The organism is Blastococcus tunisiensis (genome assembly GCF_900112815.1).
Taxonomy (GTDB): domain Bacteria; phylum Actinomycetota; class Actinomycetes; order Mycobacteriales; family Geodermatophilaceae; genus Blastococcus_B; species Blastococcus_B tunisiensis.
This window is the reverse complement of record NZ_FOND01000006.1, coordinates 90667-102103: the sequence shown is the minus strand read 5'-3', so window position 1 is coordinate 102103 and position 11437 is coordinate 90667. Positions and strand designations below refer to the sequence as shown.

Below are 11437 nucleotides of genomic sequence, written 5' to 3'. Positions count from 1 at the left end.
GCCTGCGCTCGACACACATTTGCCGTATGGCAACAATGGGGGGATGACCGGGACGAGCAGCCCGCCGGTGGTCGAGGCCGTGGAGGCCGCCGCCTACACGGTCCCCACCGACGCGCCCGAGTCCGACGGCACGCTGCAGTGGGGGTCGACCACGCTGGTCGTCGTCACCGCACGCGCCGCCGGCAGCACCGGTCTCGGCTGGACCTACGCCGGTCCGTCCGCGGTCGGGGTGGTCGGCGGTCACCTGGCGGACGTGGTGCGGGGCAGCGACGCGACCACGCCGGTGGCGTCCTGGGCGGCCATGCACGCCGCCGTCCGCAACCTGGGCCGCCCGGGGCTCGTCGCCGAGGCGATCTCCGCCGTCGACGTGGCGCTGTGGGATCTGGCCGCCCGTCTCGCCGGCCTGCCGCTGAGCGTCGCCGTCGGTGCCGTGCACGACGCCGTGCCCATCTACGGCAGTGGCGGGTTCACCTCCTACGACGACCGCACGCTGGCCGACCAGCTGGCCGGCTGGACGGCCGACGGCATCCCGCGGGTCAAGATCAAGGTCGGACGGGAGCCCGATCGCGACGCGCACCGCATCGAGGTGGCCCGCGCGGCGATCGGGGACGGCGTCGAGCTGTTCGTGGACGCCAACGGCGCGTACTCCCGCAAGCAGGCCCTGGCCTGGGCCGACCGCTTCGCCGCGGCCGGCGTGCGCTGGCTCGAGGAGCCGGTCAGCAGCGACGACCTGGCGGGGCTGCGGCTGCTGCGCGACCGCGGCCCCGCCGGGATGGACATCGCGGCGGGGGAGTACGGCTACGACCTGCCCTACTTCCACCGCATGCTGCAGGAGGAGGCCGTCGACTGCCTGCAGGCGGACGTGACGCGCTGCGGCGGGATCAGTGCGCTGCTCCGGGTCGCCGCGCTCTGCGACGCACGCAGCCTCGACCTGTCGCTGCACTGCGCGCCCCAGCTCTCCGCCCAGGTCGGGACGGCGGTGTGGCACCGGCGCCACCTCGAGTACTTCCACGACCACGTGCGCCTCGAGGGGATGGCCTTCGACGGGGTGCTCTCCCCGGAGCCACCAGGCGTGCTCCGGCCCGATCGCTCCCGGCCGGGCTCGGGCCTCGAGCTCCGGACGGCCGACCTGGCGCGCCACCGCGTCGCGTGAGCCCGCCGGCCCCGGTCAGACGGCCAGCTCCCGGCAGGGTGCGCCGAACAGCCCGTAGCGGATCGTCACGTGGCCCCGCTGGTGCGGGAAACCCCGCACCACGGCCTCCATCGAGCGCCACAACTGCTCCGCGTCCGGTCCGTAGGCGAACAGCGTGACCACCGAACCGTGGGTCTGGTGCCCGTCGAGCTCGCCGGCCCCGGCCGCCAGGATGGCGTCCTCCACCGAGTCGCTCAGCACCGTGACCTCCGGCTGCCCGCGGAGGGTCGAGGGACAGAGCGTGACGAGGACGGCCTGCTCCTCCGACTCCGGCGGCGGCGCTGCGACGTCCGTCGAGCGCACGACCGGGGACAGGTGCACCGTTCCCATGGCAACCCTCTCGCGGGACGAGGCGGGAAACGTGCCGGTGGTTGGACACTCACCCCGAGGATGGCACCTGCGGCCCGATGTGGCGAGCGTGGTCCGCGCGATGTCACCGGACCGACACCGCCCCCGCGCCGCAGGCCCCGAACGGGTGTCCGGCCGGTGCCACCGGGGGCCGTCCGGGATGATGGGCGGGACGGCCGGCATCCCCACCGGCCGCGATCATGGAGGGCGCCGCCGTGGATGACGCCGATGTCGACAGGACGCTGCTCGGCGCCGTCCGGCTGGCCATGGCGGTGTCGGTGCGTGCGGCGGACGCGGTCGGGGACGTCTCTGCGGTGCAGCTACGGGCCCTCGCCGTCCTCCGAGGAGGGCCCGGTGCCAACCTGGGCCGGCTGGCCGAGGGGCTCGGGATCACCATGTCGACCAGCAGCAGGCTGGTCGACCGGCTCGTCGCCGGCGGCCTGGTGGAACGCCGCCCCTCGCCGCAGACCCGTCGCGAGATCAGCCTGTTCCTCACCCAGGTGGGGAGGACGACGCTGGAGAGGTACGACCGGCTCCGGCTGGAGCAGGTGCACGAGTGCCTGCACCGGGTGCCCGACGTCGAGCGCGAGGGCGTCGTCGCGGCCCTCGCCGTGCTGGTCGGTGCCGGGGACGCCGGTCCGGCCCTCGATCCGCCCGGGTGAGCACGTGGTTCAGTCGGGGGAGAGCCCCAGCCGGCGGCGCAGCCGGACCCAGGTGACCTCCTCCAGCTCCTGCCCGGGCCGCAGGGGAGGCCCGATGATCGGCGCACCGGGACCCGGCCGCTCCGGAGGCGTGTCCTCGTCGGGAACCCGGCGGCCCTCGCGCCACAGCCGCACCACGCCGACCACGGTGAGGACGGCGAAGGCCAGCCACTCCAGCGCATAGCTGTAGTTGACCAGGGATCCGCCGGCACGGGCGCGGCCCCACTGCCACGCCGACAGCCGGACCATGACCGCGACGACCGCGACCAGGGCGAGCACCACCAGCGCGGTCCGCAGGGTGCGGCCGAGCCCTGTGGCTGGACGGGCCGGGGGAGTCACGAGCCGCTCCCGCGCGCGTCCGCCCGCCGGCGCGCCCGTGCCGCGACGGCCACTGCGGCGACGGCGAGCAGGACCAGCACCGGCAGGCCGCGCCGGCGGACGGCGACGAGGAGCAGCACCAGCGCCGTGCCGGCCCACCGCACGAGGTGGCTGCGCCCGGCCGTGCCGTCGGCGGTCTCGTCCGAGGGACGGTCGACGACCACGGTCAGGTCGGGGTAGGCGGTCCGCGCGGCCTCGACCGCCTCCTCGCAGGTGGCCTCGGCGGAGTTGCTGAGCAGCTCCAGGAGCTCGCCGCCCTCGTCGGCGACGAAGCGCCAGCGCCAGCCGCCGTCGGGCTGCCGCCACACCTCCACGTGCTCGCTCACGGCACCGGCCCCGCATCCACCCGCACCGGCTCCGACTCCTCCTCCTCGTCCCGGCCTCCCGGGCCGCGGGGGCTCTCCTCCGGCGTCGTCGCCGGGGGCTGCCCGGCGTCCTCCGACGGCTCCGCGGGCTCGGCGGCGACGCGCCGGTGCCGGCGCAGCGATCCCCGCAGGTCCGGCCAGGTCAGCGCCAGCAGCCCGTCGGCGTCGCTGTCGCGCAGCGCGCGGGCGAGTGCGAAGGCGACCGCCCCGGTGACCAGGGGAGCGAGCAGGACCGCCACCCGGAAGACGTACACGAGGGTGAACACGGCGATGCCGGTGTACTGGCTGACGAGGTCGAGGCTGAAGGCGACCAGCAGCAGGGCGTAGAAGGTGAGCGCGGCGACGCCCACGGCGGTCCGTCCCGGGCAGTCCCGTGGCCGCTGGAGCACCTGGTGCTCGCGGCGGTCCCGGGTCACCAGCCGCTCCAGCCACGGCCACAGGTAGAGCACCAGGAAGGTGAGGCCGGGGAGCACCACGGCCGGCAGGAAGACGCTGGGCAGCCGGTGGCCGAACACGGTCGGTTCCCAGGGCGGCATCAGCCGGAGGGCGCCGTCCACCCAGCCGACGTACCAGTCCGGCTGCGCCGGGGCGGTGGCCGCACCCGGCTCGAACGGTCCCCAGTACCAGATCGGGTTGATCTGGACGAGCCCACCGAGGGCCAGGGAGAGCGCGACGACGAAGAACAGCAGCCCCACGCTGCGCACGGCGTAGGCCGGCCACAGCCGGGAACCGACGACGTTGGTGTCGGTGCGGCCCGGACCGGGGAACTGGCTGTGCTTCTGCCGGATCAGGATCACCATGTGCGCGGTGATCAGCGCCACGATGAGCGCCGGGACGACGAGGATGTGCAGCACGTACAGCCGCGCGATCATCGCCTCGCCGGGGAACTCCCCGCCCCAGGCGAGGAACGCCAGCCAGTCGCCCACGACCGGGATGGACAGCAGCACGGCGTTGGCCACCCGCAGCCCGGTACCGGACAGCAGGTCGTCGGGCAGGGAGTAGCCGGCGAACCCGTTGACGATGGCGAGCAGCAGCAGCGTGAGCCCGACGACCCAGTTGATCCCGCGCGGGCGGCGGAACGCACCGGTGAAGAAGATCCGGCAGAGGTGCACGACGATCGCGCCGGTGAACAGCAGCGCCGCCCAGTGGTGGGACTGCCGGATCACCAGCCCCATCCGGACGTCGTGGCTCAGCTGCAGCGCCGACGCGTAGGCCGCCGACGTCTCCGACCCCCGCATGGCGTCGTAGCTGCCCTCGTACACGGTCCGCGCGGTCGAGGCGTCGAAGAACAGGGTGAGGAACACGCCCGAGAGCACGAGGTACACGAAGCTGTACAGCGCGATCTCGCCGATCATGAACGACCAGTGGTCGGGGAAGACCTTGTTCAGGCCGGTCCGTGCGGTCGAGGAGAAGCCCAGCCTCTCGTCGGCCCGCTTCACCGCCCAGCGGGTGATCACGCCGGCCGCCAGAAGGTCGGGCCCACCTGACCGCGGAACTCGCCGCGCGCCACCAGGTAGCCCGCGTCGTCCACGCCCAGCGGCAGCTGCGGCAGCGGGCGCACCGCGGGGCCGGCCGTGGGCTCCGCGCCCCGGAGGACGTCGAAGACCGACTGGTGGCAGGGGCAGAACAGCTGCCGGGTGGCCTGCTCGTAGAGCCCGACGGGACACCCGGCGTGGGTGCACAGCTTGGAGAAGGCCACGATCCCGTCCACGGCGAACCGGGCCGTCTCCTCGGACAGCAGGGGGATGTCCTCGGGTGGGAGCCGCAGCAGCACGGTGGAGGCGTCGTCGGCGCGCAGCTCACCCTCGGGGAACACGGTCAGCTCCGTGCCGCTGGCGAGCTCGTCGGGACGGATCAGGTCACCGGCCCGCGTCATCACGCGGGCGCCACGCTCCCACGGGCTGTGCCGCAGCGCGTATCCCGGCGGCTCGCTCCGGGGCAGGAGCAGGCTCCGCAGCGGGACGACCAGGGCCGCCCCGATCCCGAGCCCGGCCAGGAGCAGCGTCCGGCGGACCACACCGGGCGTACCGCTCCCACCTCGCTCCAGGGTGTCCACGAACGAGTCCTGCGCCGCCGGTGCCGAAGCCATCGGCGGCCGCTCCTCGACGTAGGTGCCCTGCGGGAGCAGGGTCCGCGACCAGACGACCAGGCCGAGGGCGAGGAGCCCGAAGGCGCCGGCGAGCAGGCTCCCCATCCACTGCGGGGAGGAGCCGACGACGTAGGCCGCGATGAACCCGAGCGCGCATGCGGCCGCGCCGAGGAAGGCCCCCGCGATCCAGGCCTCCGCCGGTCCGCGCCTCACGGTGCCCGCTTCCCGAGCAGCCGGACCACGACGACGAGCAGCGCCAGGCCGGCGAACCCGACGACCGTCTCGGCCACCGGCCCGATCCGGCCGATGTCGGCGCCACCGCGGCCGTCGAGGCGCTGCAGCTCCTGCACGTATGCGACCACGGAGTCCAGCTGCTCCCGGTCCAGCGCCTCCTCCGGCCAGACGGGCATGAGGCCCGGTCCCACGCGGACCGCCTCCGCCACCTGCTCCGGGTCGGTCTCCATCAGCGACGGCGCCTGCCGCCCGCCGACCTGGGTGTACCCGGTGCCGCTCGCGGAGTGGCAGGCGGCGCAGTTCTGCAGGTACAGGTGGAGTCCCTCGCCGAGGTCTCCCGGCCCCACGTCGGGAATGCCGGGCCCGCCCGGCCCGAAGGACCCGACGTAGTCGACGAGGGCTTCGATGTCCTCCTCGACGAAGGCCGGCTCCCCGCGCTCGGGGTCGGCGTCCTCCTCGCGGAGCGGCATCCGGCCGGTCTCCAGCTGGAAATCCACCGACGCCTCGCCCACGCCGATCAGCGACGGGCCCCGCTGGCTGCCTTCGCCGTCCTGGCCGTGGCAGGACGCGCAGCTGGCCCGGTAGAGCTCCTGGGCACGCGCGACCGTGCCCTCCGCGCCCGGGTCCGGGCGCGGGGGCGGGGGCGAGGCCGGGACGTCGGCCGGGCCGGCGGCGACCGGCCCGCTCAGGGCGACCCCGGCGAGGAGGAGGGCCAGGAGCAGCAGGACGGTCGGCCAGGGCCGGGCGCGGGAGCGGGTGGCGGTCATTCGAGCGTCAGGAGGTAGGCGGCGATGTCGCGGGCGTCGACCCGGGTGACCCCGAGGTCGGGCATGGCCGTGCCCGGCTCCACCTCCTGGGGCTCCCGGATCCAGTACTGCAGGTTCTCGGCGTTGTTCGGCAGGTTGCCGGCGATGTACATCCGCCGGCCGAAGCTGGTCAGGGGAGGTCCGACGAGGCCGTCGGCCTGCTCCACCCCCGGGACGACGTGGCAGGAGCTGCAGCCGTAGTCGTCGATCAGCACCGCACCGCGGTCGGGATCGCCCAGGTCGGACTCCGCCGGGGGGAGGTCCGCACCGGGGACCGAGCAGGCGGCCACGGCGACGGCGGTGGCCAGACCCGCCAGCCACGCCGCTGCTCCGGACGGGAACCGGTTCACCGCCGCACCTCCGCGTCGATCGGCCTCCCGGACCGCGCCGGGACCGGCAGGGCGTCCAGCGTCGGCGGTGGCAGCGGCACCCCGCCGGGTGCGTCGCGCTCCATCCGGCGCAGCCAGACGAGCACCAGGACCGTGCACAGGAGCAGGTAGGCCATCCCGGCGGGGACCCACATGAGCAGGCCGGCCAGCTGCTGCTCGGCGAGGGCGCCGGTGCCGGTGCCGGTCTGCTCCGGGTACAGCGGTTCGGGAGCGAACACCAGGACAGCGCCCAGCAGGTTCATCGGCAGGCCGCTGGCGACCACGTAGAGCACGGTCCGCCCGTCGAGCTGCTGCCGCGACGACGTGCTCACGGCGGCCCAGAGCCACCACCCGACGGCCAGGAAGCAGGCGTGCTCGGTGACGTGCACGGCGGTCGAGGAGAGTGCCGCGGCGTAGACGGACGGGAGGTGCCAGGCCGCGACGACGGCGGCGTGCACGGCGACCACCACCGCAGGCACCGTGACCGCCGCCCGGACGCGTCGGGCGCTGCGGGACGACCGGACGGCCGCCACCCGCCGGCGCCAGGGGTGCGGGAGGGCCAGCAGCAGGGGAAGACCCGGCTGTCCGGCGGCGAGCAGGGGGCCGGCGACGAGCAGCAGCGCGATGTGCTGGGCCATGTGCGCGGGGAAGCTCTCCTCGACGACGGGCTCGACGACCGGCAGCAGGACGGTCACCAGGACGACGAGACCGAGGTGGAAGGACCAGCGGCGCCACCGCCACGACGGCGGACCGGTGGGGAGCAACCGCCGGACGCCGGCCTCGTAGGCCGCCGCCACGGCGGCTGCCGGACCGACGAGCAGGGCCGTGCCGGCCAGCGTGCCGCCGGCCTCCGCGCCGTGGGCCACCAGGTCGATGGCGGGGCCGCTCACAGCGCGCACACCGGGATGACCAGCACGGCGACCGTGCTCATGACCAGCATGATCGTGAACAGGACGTTCCCGACGAGGCCGACCAGGGCCATGAAGGACGCCCGTTGCCGGCGCAGGGCCGCCCGGTCGCCGTCGGCCGGTGCACCGCGCAGCCGGCGCCACACCACGTGGGACGCCAGGGTGGAGAGGAGCGAGACGGCCAGGAAGAGCACGGCGAGGACGAAGAGCACCGGGCGCAGCGGCAGGCCGAGGACCTCGTCGTGGCCGGACCGGCACACCGTCTCCTCGAGCCCCCAGTCCACGACGGTGTGCAGCGACCAGGCCACCCCGCCGCCCAGGACGCCGAACCACAGCAGCCACGGCGCCGCCCGCAGGCCCATGCGCTCACCGGCGCCCGTCCGGGATCCGGCGCTCACAGCTGCGCCGCCAGGTACAGCGACGCGAAGATGACGATCCAGACCGCGCCGACGGTGTGCCAGTAGAGCCCCGTGATGCGCACGACGGCGTGGTGGTGCCGGGTGATCCGCCCGCTCAGCCCGGCCACGAGGATGAGCAGCAGGGCGAGCAGGCCGAGGATGACGTGCAGCCCGTGGAACCCCGTGATGGCGAAGAACAGCGAGCCGTAGGCGTTCGTCTGGGGGGTGAACTCCTTGGTGAGCTTCTCGTGGTACTCCAGGCCCTGCACTGCCAGGAACGCGGCGCCGAGCAGGAAGGTGAGGCCGACGCCGGCCAGCAGCCGACCGCGCCGGCCCTTCTTGATGCCCAGGTCGGCCACGACCAGCGGCAGGCTGCTGGTGAGCAGCAGGCCGGTCATGATCCAGGCCTTGAGCAGCTTCGGCTCCGGGATCTCGCCGGGTGGCCAGTTGTCCCCGGCCGTCACGAAGCGGATGTAGAAGTAGGCCGCGAGGAGGGCGGCGAACGCGGCCACGTCGGTGGCCAGGGTCAGGACCATGCCCCACCACCCGGGACGGCGACCGGCCGGGACCTCGCGGGCGACGGCGTCCGGGCGCGTCGCCGCGGAGACGGTGCCGCTCATGCCTGCTGCTCCTGACGGGGACCCTCCTGGCGGGCGGCGCGCGGCCAGTGCCACACGACGAGCCCGGCGACCGAGACCGCGACGCCGGCCCAGGCGACGACGGCCAGACCGAACAGCGCGCCGACGGTGAGCACGAACAACCCCGTGGCGACGACGACCGGCAGGACGGACTCCTCCGGGAGGTCCAGGGGGTGCTCGGGGACGCCGTCGAGGTCGCTGGTGCGCATGGCCTGCTTGCCGTCGGTCAGCGTGCGGCCGGGATCCTGGCGGTCCTCCACCATCGTGGCCAGCGTCCGTTCGTCCCACATCGGGTGCAGGCTGTGCACCGTCGGGACGACCGGGAAGTTGTACTCCTTCGGCGGTGAGCTGGTCGCCCACTCCAGGCTGTCCCCGCCCCACGGGTTGTCGGGCGCGGCGGGCCCGCGGCGCAGGGCCCGCACGACGTTGAACAGGGTCAGCGCCAGGCCGACGAGCAGGACGTAGGCCCCGACCGTCTCCAGCAGGTTCCACCCCTCCCAGCCCAGGTCCGGCTCGTAGGTGTAGACCCGGCGCGGCATGCCGAGCAGCCCGAGGACGTGCATGGGGAAGAAGGTCACGTTGAAGCCGGCGAACACCAGCCAGAAGCTCCACCGGCCGAGCCGCTCGCTGAGCATGCGACCGGTGAACTTGCCGAACCAGTAGTAGATGCCGGCGATGATCGGGAACACCGCGCCGCCGAAGAGCACGTAGTGGAAGTGCGCGACGACGAAGTAGGAGTCGTGCGTCTGCTGGTCGAACGGCACGACCGCGAACATCACCCCGGTGACACCGCCGGCGACGAAGACCACCAGGAAGCCGAGGATCCAGAGCATCGGCGTCCGGACGACCAGCCGGCCCAGCATGATCGTGAACAGCCAGGCGAAGATCTGGATGCCCGACGGGATCGTCACGATCAGGCTGGCGGCGCTGAAGAAAGACAACGACAGCTGCGGCAACCCCGTGACGAACATGTGGTGCACCCAGACGCCGAAGCTGATGATCCCGGTCGCGACCGCCGACAGCACCAGCAAGGGGTAGGCCACGATCGGCCGCCGGGAGAACGTCGGCACGATCGAGGAGACGATGCCGAGGGCCGGCAGCACGATGATGTACACGTCGGGGTGTCCGAACAGCCAGAACAGGTGCTGCCAGAGGACCGGGTCACCGCCGTCGTCGGGATCGAAGACGTGGAAGCCGAAGCGCCGGTCGAGGAACAGCAGCAGGTTGTCCACGTTGAGCGGGGCCAGCGCGAACACCACCATGAACGCCGTCACCACGAGCGACCAGACGAACAGCGGCACGCGGTTGAGCGACATGCCCGGCGCCCGCATGGTCAGCGCGGTGACGATGAAGTTGATCGCGCCCGCGGTCGTGGAGACGCCCAGCAGGAGCAGGCTCAGGCAGTAGACGTCCATGCCGATGCCCGGCAGGTACTGCTCCTCGGTCAGCGGCACGTAGGCGAACCACCCGCCGCTGGGCGCCGCGCCGAAGAGCAGGCTGCCGGTGAGCAGCAGCCCGGACGACGCGAACACGTAGTAGGTGAAGGCGTTGAGCCGCGGGAACGCCATGTCCCGCGAGCCGATCATCAGCGGCAGCAGGTAGTTCCCGAAACCGAAGAGCATCGGCGTCGAGAAGAAGAAGATCATCGTGGTGCCGTGCAGCGTGAACAGCTGGTTGTAGAGCTCCGGGGAGACCACGTCCAGGCGCGCGCCGGCCAGCTGGCTGCGCATCACCATCGCCTCGAGCCCCGCGGCGACGAAGAACAGCGCGGCGGTGACCAGGTACCGGCGCCCGATCTTCTTGTGGTCGACGGTGGTGAACCAGCCGCGCAGCCCGCCGCTCTCCTCCCACACCGGCTCCAGCCGCTCGGCCACCGCGGCGTCGGCCGCCTGCTGTTCCTCGACGGTCGTCATCGCCTCACTCCAGCGTCTCGAGGTAGGCGATGAGGGCGTTGAGGTCCTCGGGGGCCAGCGGCTGGGGCGGCATGAGGTTGCCGGGCTTGATGGTCTGCGAGTTGGAGATCCAGCCGCCGAGCCAGCCGGGGTCGTTGGGCGCCACGCCGGCGCCGAGGGTGCGCCGGCTGCCGAAGTGGGTCAGGTCGGGGCCGATGTCGCCGTCGGCCTCGGTGCCGCGGACCGTGTGGCAGGCGGCGCAGGACTGGCTCTCGATCACTTCCCGGCCGCGCAGCGCGAGCGGATCGGTCGGCGTCTCGGCTGGTCGAGCCTGGTCGGCCATCCACTCGTCGAACTCGTCGGCCGGCTGGGCGATCACCAGGAACGCCATACCGGCGTGCTGTGCGCCGCAGAACTCGGCGCACTGCCCGCGGTAGACCCCGACCTCGTCCGCGAGCAGCCAGAGCTCGTTGTCCATGTTCGGGATCAGGTCGGTCTTGCTGGTCAGCGGCGGCACCCAGAAGCTGTGGATCACGTCGGCCGTCCGCAGCTCCACCCGGACCGACCGGTCCACGGGGATGTGGATCTCGTTGGCGGTGACGAAGTCCGGGTAGCGCACCTCCCACCACCACAGGTGCCCGATCACCTCGATGGTGAGGGCCGGCTCGTCGGGCGGCTCGGCCTCGGCGCGCATCACCGACAGGGTGGCGACGAAGGTCCCCACGAGCACGAGGGTCGGGATGATCAGCCCGGCCACGACCACGGCGCGGGTGCCGCCACCGCGCGGCTTCACCTCCTGGCCGCGGCGCCGGACGAGCGCGTAGACGATGCAGAGCAGCACCACGAGCCAGACGACGGCCGACACGGCGAACAGGCCCCACCACAGCGCCTCCAGTCGCCGGGCGCTGGGGCCGGCGGGATCCAGGGCCGACTGCGGGCTGCTGCAGCTGGTCAGGACGGCGACGCCGAGCAGCAGGAGCGCGCCCGGACGACCGCCTCGCAGGGCGCGGGCGGGCCGGGTGGAGGGCGCGGCGGGCACGTCCGGGACGCTAGAGGCCCACCCGGCGCGGGACAACTTGACCCGAGCCAACTGTTGGCACAGGTAAATTTTCTGCACCGA

At 73.4% G+C, this 11437-nt stretch carries 14 protein-coding genes; 2 read left to right on the top strand and 12 right to left on the bottom strand.

The annotated features are described in order from the left end of the window. Window positions 1–43 precede the first annotated feature (43 nt). Window positions 44–1153, top strand: a complete 1110-nt coding sequence (locus BM142_RS09665; protein ID WP_092196743.1) for an enolase C-terminal domain-like protein — start codon at window positions 44–46, stop codon at window positions 1151–1153. A gap of 15 nt (window positions 1154–1168) precedes the next feature. On the opposite strand, the gene BM142_RS09660 is transcribed toward BM142_RS09665, so the two are convergent. Then, window positions 1169–1522, bottom strand: coding sequence for a hypothetical protein (locus tag BM142_RS09660; protein ID WP_092196740.1), 354 nt, complete (start codon window positions 1520–1522; stop codon window positions 1169–1171). Between the two features lie 233 nt (window positions 1523–1755). On the opposite strand from BM142_RS09660, the gene BM142_RS09655 reads away from it, so the two are divergent. After that, a complete protein-coding gene (locus BM142_RS09655; RefSeq protein WP_175527199.1) occupies window positions 1756–2202 on the top strand; it encodes a MarR family winged helix-turn-helix transcriptional regulator in 447 nt (148 codons plus the stop codon). Window positions 2203–2211: 9 nt separating this feature from the next. On the opposite strand, the gene BM142_RS09650 is transcribed toward BM142_RS09655, so the two are convergent. From BM142_RS09650 to coxB, 11 genes are read right to left on the bottom strand one after another with little or no spacing between them, the layout of a single operon-like run. Next, complete coding sequence (locus BM142_RS09650; RefSeq protein WP_139228823.1) at window positions 2212–2580, bottom strand: hypothetical protein; 369 nt, start codon at window positions 2578–2580, stop codon at window positions 2212–2214. Beyond that, window positions 2577–2945: a YegP family protein gene (locus tag BM142_RS09645; RefSeq protein ID WP_092196730.1), complete on the bottom strand. Its 369-nt coding sequence runs from the start codon at window positions 2943–2945 to the stop codon at window positions 2577–2579. The genes BM142_RS09650 and BM142_RS09645 overlap by 4 nt, the downstream gene beginning before the upstream one ends. Next, on the bottom strand, window positions 2942–4441 hold the full coding sequence (gene qcrB / locus BM142_RS09635; RefSeq protein WP_217640657.1) for a cytochrome bc1 complex cytochrome b subunit: 1500 nt from the start codon (window positions 4439–4441) through the stop codon (window positions 2942–2944). The genes BM142_RS09645 and qcrB overlap by 4 nt, the downstream gene beginning before the upstream one ends. Next, the gene (locus tag BM142_RS09630) at window positions 4438–5286 is read right to left on the bottom strand and encodes a ubiquinol-cytochrome c reductase iron-sulfur subunit (RefSeq protein WP_092196724.1); all 849 of its coding nucleotides are present in this window, start codon (window positions 5284–5286) and stop codon (window positions 4438–4440) included. The genes qcrB and BM142_RS09630 overlap by 4 nt, the downstream gene beginning before the upstream one ends. Further along, on the bottom strand, window positions 5283–6074 hold the full coding sequence (qcrC, locus tag BM142_RS09625; protein WP_092196721.1) for a cytochrome bc1 complex diheme cytochrome c subunit: 792 nt from the start codon (window positions 6072–6074) through the stop codon (window positions 5283–5285). Before qcrC ends, BM142_RS09630 begins: the two co-directional genes overlap by 4 nt. Then, window positions 6071–6463 carry a c-type cytochrome gene (locus BM142_RS09620; RefSeq protein WP_217640656.1) on the bottom strand — a complete coding sequence of 131 codons (393 nt, stop codon included), beginning with the start codon at window positions 6461–6463 and terminating at the stop codon, window positions 6071–6073. The genes qcrC and BM142_RS09620 overlap by 4 nt, the downstream gene beginning before the upstream one ends. Then, the gene (locus tag BM142_RS09615; protein ID WP_175527198.1) at window positions 6460–7371 is read right to left on the bottom strand and encodes a cytochrome c oxidase assembly protein; all 912 of its coding nucleotides are present in this window, start codon (window positions 7369–7371) and stop codon (window positions 6460–6462) included. Before BM142_RS09615 ends, BM142_RS09620 begins: the two co-directional genes overlap by 4 nt. Beyond that, the gene (locus BM142_RS24480; RefSeq protein WP_175527197.1) at window positions 7368–7787 is read right to left on the bottom strand and encodes a hypothetical protein; all 420 of its coding nucleotides are present in this window, start codon (window positions 7785–7787) and stop codon (window positions 7368–7370) included. The genes BM142_RS09615 and BM142_RS24480 overlap by 4 nt, the downstream gene beginning before the upstream one ends. Then, window positions 7784–8407: a cytochrome c oxidase subunit 3 gene (locus tag BM142_RS09610; protein WP_092196715.1), complete on the bottom strand. Its 624-nt coding sequence runs from the start codon at window positions 8405–8407 to the stop codon at window positions 7784–7786. The genes BM142_RS24480 and BM142_RS09610 overlap by 4 nt, the downstream gene beginning before the upstream one ends. Then, window positions 8404–10338 (bottom strand): cytochrome c oxidase subunit I, encoded by a 1935-nt coding sequence (gene ctaD / locus BM142_RS09605; protein WP_092196712.1) that lies wholly within the window; start codon window positions 10336–10338, stop codon window positions 8404–8406. The genes BM142_RS09610 and ctaD overlap by 4 nt, the downstream gene beginning before the upstream one ends. Before the next feature lie 4 nt (window positions 10339–10342). Further along, window positions 10343–11356 carry a cytochrome c oxidase subunit II gene (coxB, locus tag BM142_RS09600; protein WP_139228821.1) on the bottom strand — a complete coding sequence of 338 codons (1014 nt, stop codon included), beginning with the start codon at window positions 11354–11356 and terminating at the stop codon, window positions 10343–10345. Window positions 11357–11437: the final 81 nt, after the last annotated feature.